This window comes from Ligilactobacillus apodemi DSM 16634 = JCM 16172, assembly GCF_001434405.1.
Classification (GTDB): domain Bacteria; phylum Bacillota; class Bacilli; order Lactobacillales; family Lactobacillaceae; genus Ligilactobacillus; species Ligilactobacillus apodemi.
Genome location: NZ_AZFT01000050.1, coordinates 1,182 through 21,515, shown reverse-complemented (window position 1 = coordinate 21,515; position 20,334 = coordinate 1,182). Strand labels below are relative to the sequence as shown.

Here is a 20,334-nt window from a genome sequence, read left to right as displayed (position 1 = left end):
AAAGAAGTAACTTATATAAATTTATCAATTTAAAATAATTAATTTTTATTTACTAGTCAAAAGCAACTTTTATTAATTTTATTTCAACAAAAACTTAAAGTTATTTCTGCTTTTTTCTTATTATGTGACAAAGTCATTTGTTGTGAAGTAAAATTAACTTAGTATCTAAATGAAAGGGCTTATTATGTCATACATTGTGCAAAAAAAGATTGCCAAAATTTTTAAACAAGAAGTCCAAAAAAAGGGCTTCGAACATGTCAGTGTGGCAAAGATCATGCAACTCGCTGACATGCGACGGCAATCATTTTATGATAATTTCACTGATAAATATGATCTCTTAGAATGGACTTTACGTTCGATCATGGAAGATAATATCGAAAGTAATCTCGATTATCTTGAGTGGTCCGAGATCATTTCCCTTGTCTTTTTTGATATTCAAGAAAATGCTCCTTTTTACCGCAGTATCCTTGAAAGCCAAGTTGAGATTGATGTTGTCAAAGAGATCGCGTGGCATATTCAAGTCTTATTACTGCATATTCTCAAGAAAAATGGTTTGACTAAACAACGTCAAGCCTACGATTTTATTGAAACCTACTGCCTTGGTCTGACCTATACGATGACCAACAATCTCTTTTTACCCGACCCTAAAGAATATGACGAATTAGCTCAAAAAGTCATCAATGCGATCGAGTTTGCCTTTAAAAACCACTGATTTTTGCTACTTTTCTCGTTACTAGTCACGGACAGAACTGCAAAACTGTCCATTATATCGTATCCGCTTACATTATATAATTAAGTTAGTTAAGTAAAAATGGAGGTAATTAGCAATGAAAAAAATCATCAATGATCCAAGTCATGTTGTGGAAGAAATGGTTGCTGGGTTAGTTTCGGCTTACCCAACCTACTTAAAAAAATTACCAGATACTACGGCGGTCGTCCGTGCCAATAACGATTCAATGCACGGAAAAGTTGGTCTAGTCAGCGGTGGTGGTAGTGGGCACGAATCGGCCCATGCTGGCTTTGTTGGTCCTGGGATGCTCAGTGCTGCTGTTTGTGGGCAAGTATTTTCCCCCTACCCCTGACCAGATCTATGAAACGATCAAAGCCGTTGACACTGGTCGAGGGGTCTTTTTGATCATCAAAAATTATTCGAGTGATGTTATGAATTTTGAGATGGCAAAAGATATGGCGGAACTAGATGAGATCAAAGTTCGTTACATTATTGTTGACGATGACATCGCAGTGGAAAATAGTTTGTATACCCAAGGAAGACGCGGGGTAGCTGGCACGATCCTCATGCATAAGATCTTAGGAGCTGCTGCCGACCAAGGAGCTGACCTAGATGAGATCGAACAACTCGCCCAAAATGTCAACGCTCACCTCAAGACATTAGGCGTAGCGCTTAACCCGGCTTCACCCTAGCTGCTGAAATGCTAGGAAAACTAGCCGACGAATTATCGTTAACACCAACTAAAAAGTACGCGGTCTTGGTCAATGGACTTGGTGCTACACCTTTAATGGAACAATATATCTTTTGTAACGGTGTCTTTAAACAACTTCAAGAAAAACAGATCACCCCTGTTTTTAGCAAAGTCGGAAATTATATGACCTCACTTGAAATGGCGGGGATCTCATTAACGATTTTAGAATTAGCTGATGAAAAATGGCTCGACTACTTAAATCATCCCGTCGATACGATCGCATGGTAAGGAGGAAATAGCTGATGGAACTAACTACTGAAAAATTAACTACTTGGATGACTCTTTTTGCACAAAAAATCAATGATAACAAGGCTTATTTAAGCGAACTAGACACTCCGATCGGTGATGGCGACCACGGCAACAATATGGCGCGGGGGATGAATGCCGTCATTGAAAGTTTGAATGATAAAAATCCCACTGACTTGACCACAGGCTTAAAGCTTGTCGCAATGGCTTTGATCAGTAAGGTCGGTGGAGCAGCTGGACCACTATATGGAACTGCCTTTTTAGAAATGGCTAAAGCCAGCAAAGATTCTGCTGATTTAGCTCAACTTTTGACCGTAGCACTAGCTGGGATCAAAAAACGTGGCGGTGCTAAACTTGGCGATAAAACGATGGTCGATGTCTGGGAAGTTCTCACACCTGAAGTTGCTGATAATTCACTGACTCCAGAAAAAATCGAACAAGCAGTCCTAAACACAAAAGACCTTGAAGCTAAAAAAGGACGAGCTTCTTAATTTAGGGGAGCGCTCGATCGGACATTTAGACCCTGGCGCCGTTTCAAGTGGTTACCTCTTCAGTGCTTTACTAGAAATGGAGGAAGCAAGATGAGCATTGGTATTTTGATCGTTTCACATGTTGAACAAATTGCCCAAGGTGTCCCGACGTTACTTTCTCAAGTTGCCCCAGATATTTCGATCACCTTTGCGGGTGGAACTGCTGGCCAAGAGATCGGAACGAGTCTTGAAAAGATCAGCAATGCACTTGACGCTAACCGTGCTGAAGAAGTGCTCGCTTTTTATGACCTAGGCAGTGCCAAAATGAATCTTGAGATGGCTAGTGAATTTAGCTCAAAAAGGGTCACATTTATGATACCGCTTTAGTTGAGAGTGCTTATGTTGCAGCCTCTTTACTCCAAGCTGGTGTTCCTTTAACAGAAATAAATAAACAACTCATGCCACTGACAATCAAAGGAGATGGTTAAAATGTCAGGATTTTTAGGTGAATTTTTTGGAACAATGGTCCTCATTCTTTTAGGTGTTGGTTGTGGGGCTGCGGTCAACTTAAAAGAAAACTATGCCCACGGACAAAATTGGCTCTTTATCACGCTTGCCTGGGGAATGGCAGTTACTTTTGGTGTTTACATTGCTGGTGAAATGGGATCACAAGGCCATTTGAATCCAGCTGTTACCATAGGCTTTGCTAGTGCAGGACTTTTTGCTTGGTCCCAAGTTTTACCATATATTTTAGGGCAACTTTTAGGGGCTTTTCTCGGAGCTGCAATCATCATCTTATATTATTACCCTCAATTTAAAGCTACTTCAAATGAACAAGGCAATTCCGTGGGGATCTTTGCGACAGGTCCGGCGATCGCCAATCCTTTCTTCAATTTCTTAAGTGAATGTATTGCTACTTTCTTCTTTATTTTGATTTTGCTTAACTTAGGTGATTTTACTACCGGCTTAAAACCATTGATCGTCGGGCTGTTGATCATGGTCATTGGCCAAACACTCGGTGGGACCACTGGTTTTGCGCTCAATCCGGCGCGGGATTTCATGCCACGATTGGCCTATAGTATTTTACCAGTTCCACATAAAGCAGCTGCTAACTGGAGCTATGCTTGGGTTCCAATCGTTGGACCAATTTGTGGTGGGATCCTTGCTAGCTTAGTACACGTTGCCATCAACGGCTAGGCTTCACCGTTTGACTTCTACTATCGTAAACAGCTAAAATTAAAATAGAAAACGTTTACACTCCCCGAAAAATTCAAATATCATGAGGAGGAATCAACCATGGAAACACCATTAAATACACCAGAAAAATATATTATGGCGATCGATCAAGGGACGACTAGCTCACGGGCGATCATCTTTGACAAAGAAGGCCGTCATATTGGAACTAGCCAAAAAGAATTCACACAGTACTTTCCCGAAGCAGGCTGGGTCGAACATGATGCTAACGAAATTTGGAATTCGGTCCAATCCGTCATTGCAGGCGCGTTTATTGAATCAGGCGTCAAACCAGACCAGATCGCTGGAATCGGGATCACCAACCAACGTGAAACGACCGTGGTTTGGGATAAAAAAACTGGGTTACCGATCTATCACGCTGTAGTTTGGCAATCACGGCAATCAGCTGAAATCGCTGATGCTTTAAAAGATAAAGGCTACTCTGATTTGTTCCACCAAAAAACCGGGCTGATTATTGATTCTTATTTTTCAGCTACAAAAATTCGCTGGATCTTAGATCACGTTGAAGGTGCCCAAGAAAGAGCTGAAAAAGGTGAATTACTTTTTGGGACGATCGACAGTTGGCTTGTCTATAAATTGACTGACGGCAAAGTCCATGTGACTGATTATTCCAATGCTAGTCGAACAATGCTCTTTAATATCCATAGCTTAGAATGGGACGAAGAGATCCTTGAAATTTTAAATATTCCACGTGAAATGTTACCCAAAGTTGTTTCTAACTCTGAGATCTATGGTTTAACTAAGACCTATCATTTCTTTGGTTCAAAAGTTCCGATCGCTGGAATGGCTGGGGATCAACAAGCTGCCCTTTTTGGTCAAATGGCATTTGAACCTGGAATGGTCAAAAACACCTATGGAACAGGTGCATTTATCGTAATGAATACTGGCGACAAACCACAACTTTCAAGCAACAGCCTGTTGACAACAGTTGCTTACGGGATCAATGGTGAAGTCAATTATGCGCTGGAAGGCTCTGTCTTTGTGGCTGGTTCATCGATCCAATGGCTCCGAGATGGTTTAAAAGTTATTACTAAAGCCAGTCAATCAGAAGCGGCTGCACGTGAATCCACCAGTGAAGACGAAATTTATGTCGTCCCTGCATTTGTAGGCTTAGGTGCTCCTTACTGGGATCAAGATGCTAGAGGTGCGATCTTTGGCATCACCCGGGGAACGACCGACAAAGATATCATTAAGGCTACCTTACAAGGAATCGCCTATCAAGTTCGCGATATTTTAGACGCGATGCAAGAAGATACGAACATCAAGATCCCGGTACTCAAGGTAGATGGTGGTGCAACAAATAACGATTATCTGATGCAATTTCAAGCAGACATCTTAGATACCCCAGTACAGCGTGCCGGAGATCTTGAAACAACTGCACTAGGAGCAGCCTTTTTAGCTGGTTTAGCAGTTGGATACTGGCAAGACCTTGAGGAACTAAAACAAATCATCAAAGACGGAAAACGTTTTGACGTACAGATGGACAAACAAAAACGAGATCAACTCTATGACGGTTGGACTAAAGCTGTAAAAGCTACCCGCATCTTTGAATAACTTTTAGGGGGAAAGACAATGACTATTTCACGACAAAAAAACATCGAATATTTGAAAAAACATCCCGATGGCTGTGACGTGATCGTGATCGGTGGTGGCGCTACTGGTTTAGGCGTGGCCGTTGATGCAGCCTCACGCGGATTTAAGACAGTATTGTTAGAACAAAACGATTTTGCTAAATCGACCTCTAGTCGCTCGACTAAGTTAATTCACGGGGGCGTCCGCTATTTGGCTCAAGGTGATGTGCGCTTAGTACGTGAAGCCTTACACGAACGGGGACGCTTAGCGAAAAATGCACCTCATCTCGTTAAAAATCAAAAATTTATTATCGCCAACTACAAACTTTGGGAACAACCATTTTACAGCATTGGGATGAAAGTCTATGATGCCTTAGCTGGTAGTCTTAATATTGGACGCTCTAAGATCTATTCAAAGAAAAAAGTGATCGAAGCGATCCCACAAATCAAACAAACAGATCTAGTTGGGGGCGTAATGTATTATGACGGCCAATTTGATGATTCTCGGATGGCAGTTAATTTAATGCAAACAGCGACAGAATACGGTGCAACAGTCGTTAACTACGCTAAAGTGACTGGGATCCAAAAGAAATTCGCCAAAGCAGCGGCAGTCAAAGTTAAAGATGAGTTTTCAGGCGACACCTTTGAACTCTGGGGTAAAACGATCATTAATGCGACTGGGATCTTTGTCGATCAGATCCTTTCACTTGATACTAAAGATCATCAAGCCACAGTTCGCCCTTCACAAGGTGTCCATCTCATTGTAGATGGTTCATTTTTAGGCGGAAATGATGCGATCATGGTACCTAAGACCTCAGATGGCCGCGTCTTATTCTGTGTCCCTTGGCATAATAAAGTGATTTTAGGCACCACTGATACGCCATTGACTGAATTTGTCTTAGAACCGCGTCCGCTAGATGAAGAAATTGACTTTATCTTAAATACTGCGGGACAATATTTAGCCAAACAACCGACTAGAAAAGACGTCTTGGCTGCTTATGCTGGCTTGCGTCCCCTTGCTGCTCCTAAAGATGGTGATGGCGGTAAAACAAAGGAAATTTCACGCAGTCATAAACTATTTGAATCTGAATCAGGCCTTATCACCATCACTGGTGGTAAGTGGACTACTTACCGCCAAATGGCCGAAGAAACAGTCGATTTAGCGATTAAAGTGGGCGAATTGCCCGAGCGGACCTGTATCACTAAAACATTGAAGATCCACGGTGCCAAAACCACGACTGAACGTGAACGCCAAGATTGGAGTTATGTTTATGGTAGTGACCAAGAAAAAATCCAAAAACTACAAGAAGCTGACCCAAGTTTAGCCCAAAAGCTTCACCCTAAATTTGAATTTACGGGCGCTCAAGTAGTTTGGGCTGTCCGCGAAGAAATGGCCCAAACACTTGATGATGTGTTGGCTAGACGGATCCGTGCCCTCTTCTTAGGTGCTCGTAGTGCTAAAGAAATGGCGCCGCAAGTAGCTCATATCATGGCACAAGAACTCGGTAAAGACGAAGCTTGGGAACAAGAACAAGTAGCGAGTTTTTGTGAGTTAGCCGATGGATATATCTTGGATTAATTGCCACTATTCATAGAATACGCAAAAAGTTCCAAATCTTTTTTGAGATTTGGAATTTTTTTATTAAAGTAAAATTTTAGTTAGCAATAACCACTTATTTTAGCGTGACATTCTCCACTTCAAGAAAACGTTACCAACCGCTTTACAGAAGGGTTTACCTTTAATTTTTTAGTATTCACTTTACTCGCCTAAGCTCGTCACATTATAGTATAATTTAGCCAGATAAGCAGATGGCTTATGCCTAGCAATGTAAACGCTGTCAACGAGTATTCAAATATTATTTTTTACTTAGGAGGAATCCGAAAAATGAAAGCAGTTTCAGTTAAAAAAGATGGAGTTGGGATCGAAGTCACTGAACACGAGGCACCACAGATCAAAAACGGCGAAGCATTAGTCAAAATGGAATATTGTGGTGTTTGTCATACTGACTTACACGTTGCTAACGGCGACTTTGGGAAAGTCCCTGGCCGGATCTTAGGCCACGAAGGGATCGGCATCGTCACTAAAGTAGCTGACGATGTGACTTCACTTAAGGTTGGCGATCGTGTAAGTATCGCTTGGTTTTTCAAGGGCTGTGGCTACTGTGAATATTGTACTACTGGTCGTGAAACACTTTGCCGGAGCGTACAAAATGCCGGTTACAGCGTTGACGGAGGGATGAGCGAATATGCTGTAGTCGTAGCTGATTATGCCGTCAAAGTACCCGAACGTTTAGATCCAGCTCAAGCTAGTTCCGTAACTTGTGCTGGGGTCACGACTTACAAAGCTTTAAAAGAAGCAGGTGCTGCTCCAGGCAAAACAATCGTCATTTATGGTGCTGGGGGTTTAGGTAATTTAGCGATCCAATACGCTAAAAAAGTCTTCAACACTATTGTAGTTGCGGTAGACATCAACGACGATAAACTTGCTTTAGCTAAACAATCTGGCGCTGACATCATCATCAACGGCAAAGATGTCCCTGACGTCCCAGAAAAGATCCAAAAACTTACTGGTGGCTGTCATGGTGCAGTTGTAACAGCTGTTTCAAAAGTTGCCTTTAACCAAGCTGTTGAAAGCTTACGCGCAGGTGGGACCGTGGTCGCGGTCGGTTTACCATCCGAATACATGGAATTAAGTATCGTAAAGACTGTGCTTGATGGCATCAAAGTTGTTGGTTCGTTGGTCGGAACTAGAAAAGATCTCGCCGAAGCCTTTGATTTTGCGGCACGCGGACTCGTTGTCCCAGTCGTGCACAAGCGCCCTGTCGATGACGCACCAGCTATTTTTGAAGAAATGGAAGCTGGTAAGATCAATGGCCGAATGGTATTGGACTTTACGCAAGAATAAAATAACATTATTAAACACTTAAAGAGCTCTCAAGTATCCAACTTGAGAGCTCTTTTACACTATTATTCAATTTTTGGTAAATACACGCTAAACGTTGCTCCCTGACCGACAACTGATTCAACCTGTAACTTACCGTGATGCAAGTGCACAATATTTTGTACTAGCGATAACCCTAAGCCTACCCCAGATTCTTTATCTTTGGTTCGTGCGGTCTGAACTTGGTAAAACTTATCCCAGATTTTAGCTTGTTCGGCTTGCGCAATTCCTGGTCCATCATCACTGATCGTTAAAATATATGTTTGCTCTACTTGCTTTAAGCTGACTTTAACGGTCGTTTGGGCAAACTTAAGGGCGTTACTCATTAAATTATCGACCATGCGTTTTAAGAGCACTTCATCCCCGACATACTCCAAATTAGTGGGCACAGTAGTTTCAAGTTCGATACCCTTTTTAGCAAAAACTTTTTGTTGATCTTTGGTCTGTTCTAAGACTAGCTTCCCTAGATCAAAAGGCGCAAAATTCGTTTCATTTTTGGCCTCTAAGCGCGTTAATTCCAAAATCTGATCAACCATACTCTTCATCATCAAAGCTTGCCGATTGATGATTTTAGCTGACTCTTGGCTTTCCGCTAAATTTTCCGCATATTTTTTGGCATACTCACTTTCAGCTAAAATGACCGCTAATGGCGTACGCAATTCATGGGAAACATCATTGTTAAACTGCTTTTCGCGTTCAAAAGAACTTTCGATCGAGGCTAGCATTTCATTAAAGGTCACAGCTAACCGACTGATCTCATTATCCCGCTTGGGGACCGCAATACGCTGAGAATAGTCATGATCTTGGGTGATCTCATGCGCTGTCTTAGTCAATTTATCTATGGGAATAAAGGCCTTTTTTAAGATCCGATAACCACCAAAAATGATCCCTAAGACTAACAACGGTGCTACGATCAACACCGCAAATAAAAACAATTGTAATTCACGATCTAAGCCAGATTTGATACGAATCGCTCGAAGCCATTGATCGGAGTTAGGGATCCTGACATCAAAGTACTGGTAAGTTATCCCTTTACGCGTAACTTCTTTTACTTTTTCATCGCTATACGATGCTCGTTTTTTAAAATAACGTGGCAAACTGCCTTGTACGGCCTGTCCCGAAGCATCATAGATCACATAATAGATCCCATCATCAAAGCTTTCATAATCCTCAATGTCTTGACTCATTTCTAAAGCACTGGCTTGCAACCTAGAAATACCATTAGTTTCATTGACATTCATGGCGATCAAATAGGCTGCTCCTAAAACTAACGTCAATAAGCCAATAATAAAAGCGCTATACCACAAGGTCACCCGAAAAACAACGCTTCCTTGCTTACGCTTCAATAACATATCCTAGCCCCCGCTTTGTCTTGATCAAGTCGCTTGTGCCAGTCTTTTTACGAATATTTTTAACTAGGACAGCGATAATATTAGATTCACCGTCATAGTCAAAATCCCACACGTGTTCTCTGATCTGCTCTTGGGTCTTGATATGTCCGCGATTTCGGGCTAAATATTCTAAAACTTCATATTCCTTGGCGGTCAAATCAATTTTTTCACCATTTTTAGTGACTTTTTTCTGAGAAACATTCAAGGTCACATCCCCCAAAACTAAAGTATCACTTAAAACACTGCGCTCTTTACGTCGTAATATCGCTCTGATCCGCGCTAAAAGTTCATCAAATTCAAACGGCTTGACCAGATAATCATCTGCTCCTAGGTCTAATCCTTTGACCCGATCAGCCAATGAATCTTTGGCGGTCAACATTAAAACGGCAACATCATTTCCCGTTGCACGTAATTTCTCAGTAAAGCCAAATCCATCTAAGCGAGGCATCATCACATCTAAAATGATCAAATCATAGTCAAAGGCTTGCGCATACTCTAAAGCTTCCACCCCATCAAAGGCAGTATCAATACTGTAATTTTGTGTCTTCAATAGTTTTGTCAAACTTTTGCTTAAAGCTTGATCATCTTCCACTAACAAGATCTTCATCTAGCTATTCACCTCTCAAATATTTACTTTAACCCTACCTTAAGAATTTTTGCTTGTAAAATAAAACGCAATTCATCTAGCGTTCATCTTTGTCTCCTATACTAAAGATGTCAAAGGAAGTAAGGTAAAAAAGAAAGGGAGATAAATTATGAAACTCAAAAAAGCACTCATCATTTCAGCAGCAAGTGTTGCATTACTCGGAGCAGGGGCTGGTGCTGGAATATTCATTGCTAATAACGGCTTAGCAGATTCAGTTACAACATCATCCTCAACTTCAAGCAGTAAAAAATCACAAACTAATAGTCAAAAAAAGAAGGTTGAAGTAAAAGTTGATATGGCTACTGCAATTAAAACAGCTTTAAAAGAAGCTAAAAGCGGTAAAGTCGTTGCTAGCGAACTTGAATTTAAGCGCAACACTCCAGTTTATGAGATCAAGATCTTAGATGGTGATACGGAAAAAGAATACCAAGTTGACGCTAATACTGGCAAGATCGTAAACTCAAGCACAGAAAAGATCAGTAATGATTCTGACAATCTTGAATTAAGCAACCTTGATACCAAGGTCTCATTAGCAGATGCAATCAAGAAAGCCCAAGAAAAATATAGCTCAGCTAAGATCTTCCAAGTAGAGCTTGAAATGGAAGATGGTAAAGCAGTCTACGAAATCAAGTTGACTGACAACAATAAACGCATCAAACTTGTTATCAGTGCCGATGATGGTTCGATCGTGAGTGAGTCTACGCGCTAAAGCATAAAATAAAAAGAAGTGAGTCTTTCTTTAAGGCTCACTTCTTTTATTTATTAATCGATCTCAGCTAACTGTTTTACCATTTCTAGCGCAAAAGTTGGCTTTTGAGCTACAACTTGATCCCAATCAAATGCTCCCCAATGAACACCTGCAGTTTGGATTCCCGCAGCTTGTCCCATTTGAATGTCATAGATCGCATCACCGATCATGACACTTTCACTTTGATCTAAATCATAGCGCTCTAGTAAAATTTTGATTCCATCTGGCGCAGGCTTATAGTTATCAACTTGATCCGAACCAACTAGGTCATCAAAGAAGATATCAATATCAAGCAATTCTAGATTTCGCTTCAAGGCTTCACTGTGCTTACTTGAAACCACATATAAGCGTTTGCCTGCCTTTTTTAATTTTAACAATGTTTCTTTTATTTCTGGGAACAACACAACGTACGCTGTTTCATTTGCTTGGTAATGTTTGCGGAAATTAGTAAACATTTCTTGCAATTCAGCCTCACTTAAGCCATCAGCTCCCATCAAAACAAATGATTTTTCGATCGGGATCCCCATATAGCCACGGATCTGAGCACTACTTGGTTCTGGCAGACCTTGATCTTTAAAGGCAGCTTGAGTTGCGATCACAGCTGTTTCCCCTGAATCAGCTAGAGTTCCATCAAAATCAAAAAAGTAATTCTTCATTTCACTATTTCCCCCATAAAAACTTGATCAACAGTTTATTAACTGTTTTATTGTTGTGTAACTTACTATGTTGGCCCATCTTGCCAGTAATTTCTTTTTCTTGGTACGAACTTACCCGTGGGCTGACTAAATAACGCAAAGTCTTGGCTGACTTGACAGGAACATAACCATCTGACTCAGTTCCATCTAAAACATCACCATAGATATTGAGCACTTTAGCACCTTTCGGATATGTTTCACGTAGCACTAAAAAGTTATTGAAATCCCCGGCAGTTACACTTGGCTTTCCATCTTGGTCAAGCGTAACATCGCTTGGCATTTCATCTACCAAACCATTAGGAAAAGCCGCCAGGGCAACTTCTTTATTTAGTTTTGGTAAACTCGAATCGTTAGCATTATCACGTAAATAATACAAAATTGCTGAGTTTCCCATCGAATGGCCAACAAAATTTATCTTTTTGAAATTATACTTTGCTTGTAACGTTTGTACAACTGTTTTGATATATTGTGACTCCATTACAGCGTTAACATTTTTATTATTTTCAAAATTAACTTCCACGATCGGATTTTTAGCATTTTTATCCCAAGTACCCTTGAGCGTTACTTGACCATAAATATCAACATTTGCGATGACTACCGTTTTGGTCACACCTGCTTTTTTGGCTGCTTGGACCATTTTTTCTTCGGCATGATAGCTACTCCCCCAACCATGAATAAAAAGCGTAGGAGTGCTTTGACTTACAAATTCTGTCGCTTTAACCGGTTGTGAACTAAAAAATAAGCCTAACCCCACCAACAAAGCTAATAATAATCGTTTTTTCATCGTCTACCTTCTTTTCAAATAGTCATCTTGTTTAGCTTGAACCATTTCTTCAACTTGCGCCATTGAAAGGGGCTGTCCAAAAGCTGGTTTCTCATGTAGATAATCAAATTCAGCGGAATCTATGCCCACATTGATATTTTCCTTGGCATTGACCGAATAATGATGAATATGACCGTGTAAATTAATGATCCGCGGTGCGATCCCTAACATCAGTGGATAATGCGTCAGATAATACTGCCGGTGATTGTACTTGATCAAAGCACCGACATCTTCAAAGCTAAATTTAGGCTTACCGTTGAGCTCATAATTATGCTTAGCTAAATATTTAAACAGGGCACGATTGTCATGATTACCCTTGATCAAAATAAAATTGCCGTTTAAGCGCGTTAAAATTTCATAAATGTCCTGATGCGCTTTTTTCTCAGGTCGGGCAAAATGCACCGCAATGTCACCTAAATGATAGACCGTATCCGTTTTTTCAACAACTTTATTCCAATTAGCGATTATTTCTTCGTTCATCATTGATGTTAGATAAAACGGGCGCTTGGCAAAATCCGTCATTCCTAACATGTGTTTATCAAAAAAGTGTGTATCAGAAGTTACAAAAAGCATCTTTTGACCCCCTTTTCTCCAGTATACCTGCCTAACTGCAACAAAAAAAGAGCTGATGTTTTTTTGCCAACAAGACAGTTCAATTGTTTAACCATCAATCTTTTTCTATAATATCTTTAGTTACATATTTTACCGATGGAAGTGAATTTTATGGAATTAACTGAGCTTTTACCTGAATTGATCAAAGATTTAGCTCCTACTGGGCCTTTACCGACTGAACATTCAGCTCAATTTGCCTACTGGCGTCAATTAATAACCACGAAAAAAACGGCTGATTTACCTAAGGGATATTTAACAAAAGAAGATCAACTCTTAGAATTTATTTGGAAAAAACGTGATACCTTAGAACTCACCGATTTTGAAGAACTTTCTACTGGAATTTATTTGACCCAAGGCGACTTAACTCAAGTCAAGGCCGATGCGATCGTTGACCCTTGTGCTCCCCATATGCTTGGTTGTTTTAAGCCAGAACATGTGTGTTTAGATAATGAAATCCACGTTTTTGCCGGCAGTCGTTTACGCCAAGAATGTACGCAAATGATGCAAGGGACCGTTGCGACTGTTGGCCAAGCTCGAATCACTAAGGGCTATCATCTACCTGCTAAATATGTCATCCATACCCTCCCACCGCAAGTTAAGGGAAACTTGACTGCTGCCCAAAGAAAAGCACTCGAAAATTGTTATCACGCTTGTTTCACGTTAGCGTTAGAGTACCAACTTAAATCGCTTGCCTTTTCTTGTTTAGCAACCGGGAGCGCCAATTTTCCAAATGATGTTGCCGCAAAAATCGCAATTTCGTCCGCTAAAAGATTTCATCAAAAACACCCTGAGTTAAAAATGATTTTTAATACCTATAAAGATATTGACTACAATCTTTATCATTATTTACTTACTCAGAGGTAAGCATACTCAAAAGGGCACAAGCTCCTGTACGGAACTTGTGCCCTTTATTTTATCGCAACTAATTAGTTAGTTTTCTCGTCGTCTTTTTTACGACGGAAGAATAAACCTAAACTTCCTGCCATAATACTCAAGACACCCAAGCTTGCTAAACCTGAAGCTTCATTTTCACCAGTTTGTGGTAATTCTTTAGCTTCATTAGCTTGCATAGCCGGTTTATTTAGAGTTTCACGGTTCATAGTTGGTTGCGTTTGTGGTTGATTTAGAGACATTTCTGCACCTGGATCATTTGGTTTTTGACCATCATTGGTTTGTTTTTCCAAAGTAATCGGTGCTTTTTCTGGTTCTGGATCCTTTTCATATGGTACAGGTGTATCTTTACTTGGGTCATTTGGATCAGAAATTGTAGGTGGAATATAACCCTTCGTTGGATCTGTTGGATCAACTGGTCTCAAAGGTTCTCCTGTACTTGGATCTTTTGGCGTATAACCTGGAATATATGGAACATAGCTCCCTAATTCCTTATAGATATAAGTTACTGTCGTTGCGCCTTTCGTTACCTTACCTTGTTCCGTAGAACCATCTTGAACTTTCGCAAATGTTAATCGTAGATACATCTTGTCCCGAAGGTGTACTGATAGCATTATATAGCACTCTATAAGTTCCAGTTTTTGTTGTCCCCAATTGAAGATCGTTCTCCGATAAAATAACGATTTCTGTATCATCATATGTTAAGCTGGTACCTTTAGCTGCACTGCGATCGATCGTATCTGTTGAAATTACGTTACCATTTTTAAACCTTGTCATATAAACATTTCTGGCGCCATCATCTGCCACCAGATCAGCTTCATTAACTGTTTCATCAATTGAAAATACATAAGTCACCCCAGTATCATTATCTTGGATCACTTCAAGCGTATAGTGTCCTTTAACGGGATCAACTATAGTTGCCGTCGTTTCAGGTGCTGAAGTTGTATAACCAGCTAAAGTTTCATTTACAGCCGTATCATCTGCTTGAGGTGTTGGTTCAGCAACTGGGGCTTCTTCAGTAATAGCATTTGCTTCATTGGTAGCGGTTTCAGAATAATTCAAACTTTCACTACTTGTAGCCACACTTGAGATCGCATTATCTGCCGGAATTTCACTTATTGCTTCACTTGAGAAAACTTCATCCGCTGAGGCTTCACTTGCGGTCGCTGTAGCAGAGTTTTCTGCTAATTGTGCTACTTCGTTATCTATGGTGGGGCTTTCATTTTCTTGTGTGCTAGTTACTGAAGTAGTAGCTAGCGGAGCTTGAGCTTCCGGCGCCGTATCAACGATTTCTGTTTCTCCAGCGGTCGTATCAGCTGCATTTTGATCAGCTAAAGCTACCGGTCCACCTAAAAACATTAACGCCGAAACTGCAACGGAAACGACCCCAACATTTAATTTACGGATTGCATAACGATATTGTCTGTCATTAATAATCTTTTTATTTCGCATGGCACTCACTCCTTTTGAAAAAAACATTAAAAACTTTCAAACTTTAATTAAAATGTACACCTAATTATTTTTTCAATGTTTTGCTTAAATTTTCTTAAGTTAATTAATTTAAATATAATTTCAAGTAGGAGCTTTCACCCAAAAAACATACATAAAATAACATATATCAATTAGAAAAAAATAATCAAAAAACTTGGAAAATTACTTTTTTTCCAAGATTTCTTCATAATATTTAGCAAATCCCGTTGCTGGAATTTTATTTTTAAATAACCATGTTGTATAACCATGGTATAACTCTAATCTTTTATTATCAGGAATACTTTTCCAATAAATAATATCTTTAATGCCACCACTACTTACCAAATCACCATGGCCACCTTTTACCTTATGCGCATCAGGACTAGCTAACCAATATTTTTTCGCATATTTTCGCAAATCGGATTCTAAGGGATTGACCCCATCTAAATCACGGTGAGAATTACGGTATCGCCAAGGAACATAACCTTTTCCATGTGGGATCCCATAATTAAACGACTCAGTATCTGCAATCGCACTTAATTCCTCTTTGGTATAACAAGTTGGATCAGAAAGATATTTTCCTGTACTTTTTAGACGTAAAACATCCCACTGACTAACAAAATTTAATGTTTCTAAATTTACGATAAATTCCACCATTCTTGCATCATTATAGCGTGAAAAATTGTTATAACTAGATTTTTTTGCTAGCTGGAGCTTCATATTTTGCGGAATAAAATCACTTTGACCTTTTAAATGCCGATTGTGGTAATTTGCCCCTGTTTCATAATCAATTTCAAGTCCTTTTACTTGTGAAACATAGGCTAAAACTCGCAAAAAATCATTTGGTTGCTCCGCATAAGTTGTCCGTAAATAATAGATTGCCTGTCGATCTAAATATCCCCGAAAGAGGTTCAACCGCCGGGCAAAATCAGTGATGTTATTTGCCAATAACTTTTCTCTTGGAAATGAACGCCGGTAATACTGCAAAACATAACTGCGAAATAATAAATTAAACTTAGACATCGGAGCTAAATTTCCCCATAAGCGGTAATTTGCGGTTGCTTTAGTTTGCAAAAAGTGATGTTGATCCACATATGTCCCTAATTGATCTAAAACTAACTGTAATTTTTGTTGCGCTGACATCCGTGATGCTTGAAGCATTTCTGTATACACTGGCGAGCCCACTGCATGCACTTGGGTGAAATATTTGTGAAATAATTCTTCTGTTGAAAAACAATGTTTAAGATCACATAACAATTTAGCTTGATAACACTGACAACTGGCTTGATTCCAACCTTCGCATGCTAACTGCATCAACTGCTGTTTTAATATATCCATCTTTTTCCTCACTAATTAACATTTCCGCTAATATAGCATAAGAAATTTTTACTTGCACGAAAAAAGCCAAGGAAAACCTTGACTCATTTAAACTTATCTAGTGTAATCTACATCTTTAGTTTCTTTAGTCGTTAACCATGCAATAACCGAAGCAACGGCTAAAACAAACATGTATAACCCCGCTGCATGTGGGCCAAAACGTGCGATCAGCCAAGTCGAGATCGACGGTGCAACCGCAGCTCCGACGACCGCAGCTAAATTATACGTGATCCCTGCCCCAGAATAGCGCACTTTAGTCGGGAAAAGTTCAGGTAAAACAGCGCCAACAGGACCATACAAAGTGCCCATGATGACAAACCCAACACCTAAAAACAATAGCATTCCTACCAAATTATGTTGCCCACTTAGAAAATATGGAAAGACCAACGAGAAGCCTACCAACGCTACTGTTGCTGTCAGCAACACTTTCTTTCGCCCGATCTTATCAGCTAAAACTGAAGTCGTCATGATCAAAACTGCAAATTCCACGATTGCCCCCATCAATAACAATAACATTTCAGAATGGCTAAAACCTAGGGCTGTCGTCGCATATGCTAAAGACCAAGTTGTTAACGTGTAAAACATGGCATAAGTTCCCCCCATGATAAATGTTCCTTTGACAATTTCACGCCAATTTTTTTCAAATAATTCTTTTAGTGGAGTTTTAGTAGTCTTATCATTTTCTTGGGCTAATTGAAATAATGGGGTTTCTTCTAAATGGCGTCGCACATATAACCCGATCACCACTAACACAGCTGATACTAAAAATGGAATCCGCCAACCAAACGTCAACATTTGACTTTGATCCAACGTTTTTTCTAACACAAAGAATAGGCCGTTACATAAGAAAAAGCCTAACGGTGCACCAACTTCAGGAAAAGCACCATAAAGCGCTCGCTTATCGGCTGGGGCATTTTCTGTTGCCACTAAAACAGCCCCGGACCATTCACCCCCTAAACCGATCCCTTGTACAAAGCGGCAACCACATAACAGTAAAGCCCCCCAAACACCGACACTTTGATAGCCTGGTAAAAATCCAATTGCGATGGTCGAAACCCCCATTACCAACATTGATAAAACTAGGGTCTTTTTCCGCCCTAAACTATCGCCAAAATGTCCAAAAAGAAATGATCCCACTGGCCGTGCTACAAAAGCAACCCCAAAAGTCAATAGACTTAAAACAGTTGCTAGCAAAGGTGTCATTTGAGGAAAGAACACCTTTGGAAAATATGCGGCTGCAGCTGTGCCATATGCATAAAAATCAAAGAACTCCACAGCCGTGCCGATCATTGAAGCTAAAATCACTGTTTTTACTGAACTTTTTGCCACTACGTTTGTTTTTAATTCCGTTTCTGTCATCTCGATCTCTCCTTTTTTTCTCCTATGCAACTAACAATGATTTACTTTCCTCCTTTTATTTCAAGCAACGAAAAGAGCTCATCAACCGTTACCTCCAAACAGTTGATGAGCTCTAAAGTTGAGTCTAACTAACTGCCTGTATCGTTGTGATACAGACAACACAAACTATCCGCATCACCTATGAATGATTCGAATAATAATGTTATTAATAATAATTGTGTTATTATTAGCAGATCTCATCTTTTTTCCCTCACTTAAATTTGATTACTCAGAGTTTATCACAGCATAAGTTAGAAAGCAATAAGAAAAGGAACTCAAATTTTAATCTAAATAAAAAGATGAATAGGTCAACTTGCAATCGTTGATCTATCCATCTTTTAAAACATTACTGTCGTTGATCAATCATGTTTTTTCGTGTCCTCACTTAATCCGAGCAAAGCTGCTGCAAGCAAAAGTAATGCACCTAAAACATGTAATAAGGTAGCATTTTCATCACCAGTTTGCGGTAAGGTGACTTTTGTTTGTCCTTTATTTACTAATTTTTGATCTTCTTTTACAGCTTTATTTTTAACATTGTTAGTTGAAGTTTCTTTAGCTAAGTTTAGCAATTTCTTTGTAGAAGTTGCTTGCAAAACTGTCTGGGTAACATTTTCTCGTTTAGCACTCACATAAACTGCAACTAAAACACTATCTTGTGAGCCATCTGGGTAAGTCACCACTACAGGTGTTACCTTTTGACCTGGCATCGTTACATCCACAAAATCTTTCCAAGTAAAAGTTGTGTATTTAGGTAATTCTGCTTTATTGGCTACACCCTCTCCTGCAAATGGTAAATTCCCTACTGTTGTCTTTACTACTTTCCCTTGAAGAACATACTTATCAGCATCAGTCGGTCGTTTGTTTCCAACCTTTGTTGTTGAAACTACCGAATTAACCGCTACAGTAACAGCTACTTCTGTTATTGAACCATCAGGATACGTTACTACTACAGTTGCTTGAGTTTTACCTGGTGTTGTCACTTTCACCGGCAGCTTCCACATGTACTTTGTATCTCGTGGTAATTCGGTCTTGTTGGATACCGCTGTCGCAGCACTTGGTACTTTACCCAAATCTGTCTTCACCAACTGACCCTTTGGGGTATATTCTTCAGCATCAGTACCTACCTTCACTTGCACCGGCACTTCATCTTTCGACCCATCTGGATATGTCACTTCTACCGTACCTGGCTTCTCGCCTGGCATCGCTACTTCCACTGAAAATTCCCACATATATTGTGTATCTTTCGGCAAGTCTCCCTTATTAGCTACTCCTGCTTCAGCACTCGGTGCCTTACCTAAATCAGTTTTCACTAACTGGCCCTTTGGGGTATATTCTTCAGCGTCAGTTCCCACTTTAACTTGGACTGGCACTTCATCTTTCGACCCATCTGGATATGTCACTTCTACCGTACCTGGCTTCTCGCCTGGCATCGCTACTTCCACTGAAAATTCCCACATATATTGTGTATCTTTCGGCAAGTCTCCCTTATTAGCTACTCCTGCTTCAGCACTCGGTGCCTTACCTAAATCAGTTTTCACTAACTGGCCCTTTGGGGTATATTCTTCAGCGTCAGTTCCCACTTTAACTTGGACCGGCACTTCATCTTTCGACCCATCTGGATATGTCACTTCTACCGTACCCGGCTTCTCGCCTGGTGTCGCTACTTTCACTGGGGTCTTCCAGCTGTATTGGACATTTTGCGGTAAGTCGTCCTTATTGGATACTCCTGCTTTGGCACTCGGTGCCTTACCCAAATCAGTTTTCACTAATTGTCCCTTCGGGGCGTACTCTTCAGCATCGGTGCCTACTTTCACTTGCACTGGTACTTCATCTTTTGAGCCATCCGGGTACGTTACTTCTACTGTGCCTTGTTTCTCACCTGGGATTGTTGCGTCCAATGGTGTCTTCCAAACGTAATTCGTATCTTGCGGTAAGTCGTCCTTATTGGATACTCCTACTTCAGCACTTGGAGTTTTACCCAAATCGGCCTTCACTAATTGCCCCTTTGGTGCGTATTCTTCAGCGTCAGTTCCCACTTTAACTTGGACCGGCACTTCATCTTTTGAGCCATCTGAATACGTTACTTCTACCGTACCCGGCTTCTTACCTGGTGTCGCTACTTCTACTGGGGTCTTCCAGCTGTATTTAGCATCTTGCGGTAAGTCTGACTTATTAGCTACTCCTGCTTCAGCACTTGGGGCTTTGCCTAAATCGGTCTTCACTACTTGGCCCTTCGGGGCGTACTCTTCGGCGTCGGTGCCTACTTTCACTTGCACCGGCACTTCATCTTTCGAGCCATCTGGGTATGTTACTTCTACCA

Annotated in this window: 17 protein-coding genes and 3 pseudogenes; 10 read left to right on the top strand and 10 right to left on the bottom strand. The window is 40.4% G+C overall.

Going from position 1 to position 20,334, the window contains the following annotated elements:
- Positions 1–184 precede the first annotated feature (184 nt).
- The 8 genes and pseudogenes from dhaS to adhP all read left to right on the top strand — a co-directional run bounded on the left by dhaS (position 185) and on the right by adhP (position 7,927).
- Positions 185–712 carry a dihydroxyacetone kinase transcriptional activator DhaS gene (gene dhaS, locus FC32_RS05175; protein WP_025087885.1) on the top strand — a complete coding sequence of 176 codons (528 nt, stop codon included), beginning with the start codon at positions 185–187 and terminating at the stop codon, positions 710–712.
- Positions 713–827: 115 nt separating this feature from the next.
- A pseudogene (locus FC32_RS05170) lies at positions 828–1,709 on the top strand (dihydroxyacetone kinase subunit DhaK).
- A gap of 14 nt (positions 1,710–1,723) precedes the next feature.
- Positions 1,724–2,312 (top strand): annotated as a pseudogene (gene dhaL / locus FC32_RS05165) (dihydroxyacetone kinase subunit DhaL).
- A pseudogene (gene dhaM, locus FC32_RS05160) lies at positions 2,309–2,685 on the top strand (dihydroxyacetone kinase phosphoryl donor subunit DhaM). Before dhaL ends, dhaM begins: the two co-directional pseudogenes overlap by 4 nt.
- A 1-nt stretch (position 2,686) precedes the next feature.
- Complete coding sequence (locus tag FC32_RS05155) at positions 2,687–3,394, top strand: MIP/aquaporin family protein (protein ID WP_025087881.1); 708 nt, start codon at positions 2,687–2,689, stop codon at positions 3,392–3,394.
- Between the two features lie 99 nt (positions 3,395–3,493).
- Positions 3,494–5,005 carry a glycerol kinase GlpK gene (gene glpK / locus FC32_RS05150; protein ID WP_025087880.1) on the top strand — a complete coding sequence of 504 codons (1,512 nt, stop codon included), beginning with the start codon at positions 3,494–3,496 and terminating at the stop codon, positions 5,003–5,005.
- An 18-nt stretch (positions 5,006–5,023) separates the two neighbouring features.
- Positions 5,024–6,601 carry a glycerol-3-phosphate dehydrogenase/oxidase gene (locus FC32_RS05145; protein ID WP_025087879.1) on the top strand — a complete coding sequence of 526 codons (1,578 nt, stop codon included), beginning with the start codon at positions 5,024–5,026 and terminating at the stop codon, positions 6,599–6,601.
- A gap of 306 nt (positions 6,602–6,907) precedes the next feature.
- A complete protein-coding gene (gene adhP, locus FC32_RS05140) occupies positions 6,908–7,927 on the top strand; it encodes an alcohol dehydrogenase AdhP (RefSeq protein ID WP_025087878.1) in 1,020 nt (339 codons plus the stop codon).
- 62 nt (positions 7,928–7,989) lie between these two features.
- On the opposite strand, the gene FC32_RS05135 is transcribed toward adhP, so the two are convergent.
- Positions 7,990–9,315, bottom strand: a complete 1,326-nt coding sequence (locus FC32_RS05135) for a sensor histidine kinase (RefSeq protein WP_056957304.1) — start codon at positions 9,313–9,315, stop codon at positions 7,990–7,992.
- On the bottom strand, positions 9,299–9,961 hold the full coding sequence (locus tag FC32_RS05130; RefSeq protein WP_025087877.1) for a response regulator transcription factor: 663 nt from the start codon (positions 9,959–9,961) through the stop codon (positions 9,299–9,301). Before FC32_RS05130 ends, FC32_RS05135 begins: the two co-directional genes overlap by 17 nt.
- 148 nt (positions 9,962–10,109) lie before the next feature.
- On the opposite strand from FC32_RS05130, the gene FC32_RS05125 reads away from it, so the two are divergent.
- A complete protein-coding gene (locus FC32_RS05125; protein WP_025087876.1) occupies positions 10,110–10,709 on the top strand; it encodes a PepSY domain-containing protein in 600 nt (199 codons plus the stop codon).
- A 53-nt stretch (positions 10,710–10,762) separates the two neighbouring features.
- Here the strand turns inward: FC32_RS05125 and FC32_RS05120 are convergent, their stop codons facing one another.
- Genes FC32_RS05120 through FC32_RS05110 form a run of 3 tightly spaced genes read right to left on the bottom strand, consistent with a single transcriptional unit; the run spans position 10,763 to position 12,839 of the window.
- A complete protein-coding gene (locus tag FC32_RS05120; RefSeq protein WP_025087875.1) occupies positions 10,763–11,404 on the bottom strand; it encodes an HAD family hydrolase in 642 nt (213 codons plus the stop codon).
- A 4-nt stretch (positions 11,405–11,408) separates the two neighbouring features.
- Positions 11,409–12,227, bottom strand: coding sequence for an alpha/beta hydrolase (locus FC32_RS05115; protein ID WP_025087874.1), 819 nt, complete (start codon positions 12,225–12,227; stop codon positions 11,409–11,411).
- Positions 12,228–12,230: 3 nt separating this feature from the next.
- Positions 12,231–12,839, bottom strand: a complete 609-nt coding sequence (locus tag FC32_RS05110; RefSeq protein ID WP_025087873.1) for a metallophosphoesterase — start codon at positions 12,837–12,839, stop codon at positions 12,231–12,233.
- Positions 12,840–12,989: 150 nt separating this feature from the next.
- On the opposite strand from FC32_RS05110, the gene FC32_RS05105 reads away from it, so the two are divergent.
- Positions 12,990–13,742, top strand: coding sequence for a macro domain-containing protein (locus tag FC32_RS05105; RefSeq protein WP_035460201.1), 753 nt, complete (start codon positions 12,990–12,992; stop codon positions 13,740–13,742).
- Positions 13,743–13,804: 62 nt separating this feature from the next.
- Here the strand turns inward: FC32_RS05105 and FC32_RS05100 are convergent, their stop codons facing one another.
- The 5 genes from FC32_RS05100 to FC32_RS05080 form a co-directional block, all read right to left on the bottom strand.
- A complete protein-coding gene (locus FC32_RS05100; RefSeq protein WP_025087871.1) occupies positions 13,805–14,356 on the bottom strand; it encodes an LPXTG cell wall anchor domain-containing protein in 552 nt (183 codons plus the stop codon).
- On the bottom strand, positions 14,301–15,221 hold the full coding sequence (locus tag FC32_RS05095) for a YSIRK-type signal peptide-containing protein (RefSeq protein WP_025087870.1): 921 nt from the start codon (positions 15,219–15,221) through the stop codon (positions 14,301–14,303). The genes FC32_RS05100 and FC32_RS05095 overlap by 56 nt, the downstream gene beginning before the upstream one ends.
- Before the next feature lie 201 nt (positions 15,222–15,422).
- Positions 15,423–16,577 carry a DUF3114 domain-containing protein gene (locus FC32_RS05090; protein ID WP_056957303.1) on the bottom strand — a complete coding sequence of 385 codons (1,155 nt, stop codon included), beginning with the start codon at positions 16,575–16,577 and terminating at the stop codon, positions 15,423–15,425.
- Positions 16,578–16,670: 93 nt separating this feature from the next.
- Positions 16,671–17,975: an MFS transporter gene (locus tag FC32_RS05085; RefSeq protein ID WP_035460197.1), complete on the bottom strand. Its 1,305-nt coding sequence runs from the start codon at positions 17,973–17,975 to the stop codon at positions 16,671–16,673.
- A gap of 398 nt (positions 17,976–18,373) precedes the next feature.
- On the bottom strand, positions 18,374–20,334 hold a 1,961-nt coding region (locus FC32_RS05080; protein ID WP_162253202.1), incomplete at its 5' end, for a Rib/alpha-like domain-containing protein.

Bases quoted from the DNA above. Each gene is read 5' to 3' on its own strand.
- FC32_RS05115 (WP_025087874.1), bottom strand. From the start codon at position 12,227: ATGAAAAAACGATTATTATTAGCTTTGTTGGTGGGGTTAGGCTTATTT.
- FC32_RS05105 (WP_035460201.1), top strand. From the start codon at position 12,990: ATGGAATTAACTGAGCTTTTACCTGAATTGATCAAAGATTTAGCTCCT.
- FC32_RS05145 (WP_025087879.1), top strand. From the start codon at position 5,024: ATGACTATTTCACGACAAAAAAACATCGAATATTTGAAAAAACATCCC.
- FC32_RS05090 (WP_056957303.1), bottom strand. From the start codon at position 16,577: ATGGATATATTAAAACAGCAGTTGATGCAGTTAGCATGCGAAGGTTGG.
- FC32_RS05125 (WP_025087876.1), top strand. From the start codon at position 10,110: ATGAAACTCAAAAAAGCACTCATCATTTCAGCAGCAAGTGTTGCATTA.
- adhP (WP_025087878.1), top strand. From the start codon at position 6,908: ATGAAAGCAGTTTCAGTTAAAAAAGATGGAGTTGGGATCGAAGTCACT.
- FC32_RS05155 (WP_025087881.1), top strand. From the start codon at position 2,687: ATGTCAGGATTTTTAGGTGAATTTTTTGGAACAATGGTCCTCATTCTT.
- FC32_RS05085 (WP_035460197.1), bottom strand. From the start codon at position 17,975: ATGACAGAAACGGAATTAAAAACAAACGTAGTGGCAAAAAGTTCAGTA.
- dhaS (WP_025087885.1), top strand. From the start codon at position 185: ATGTCATACATTGTGCAAAAAAAGATTGCCAAAATTTTTAAACAAGAA.
- FC32_RS05100 (WP_025087871.1), bottom strand. From the start codon at position 14,356: ATGTATCTACGATTAACATTTGCGAAAGTTCAAGATGGTTCTACGGAA.
- glpK (WP_025087880.1), top strand. From the start codon at position 3,494: ATGGAAACACCATTAAATACACCAGAAAAATATATTATGGCGATCGAT.
- FC32_RS05130 (WP_025087877.1), bottom strand. From the start codon at position 9,961: ATGAAGATCTTGTTAGTGGAAGATGATCAAGCTTTAAGCAAAAGTTTG.
- FC32_RS05095 (WP_025087870.1), bottom strand. From the start codon at position 15,221: ATGCGAAATAAAAAGATTATTAATGACAGACAATATCGTTATGCAATC.
- FC32_RS05120 (WP_025087875.1), bottom strand. From the start codon at position 11,404: ATGAAGAATTACTTTTTTGATTTTGATGGAACTCTAGCTGATTCAGGG.
- FC32_RS05110 (WP_025087873.1), bottom strand. From the start codon at position 12,839: ATGCTTTTTGTAACTTCTGATACACACTTTTTTGATAAACACATGTTA.
- FC32_RS05135 (WP_056957304.1), bottom strand. From the start codon at position 9,315: ATGTTATTGAAGCGTAAGCAAGGAAGCGTTGTTTTTCGGGTGACCTTG.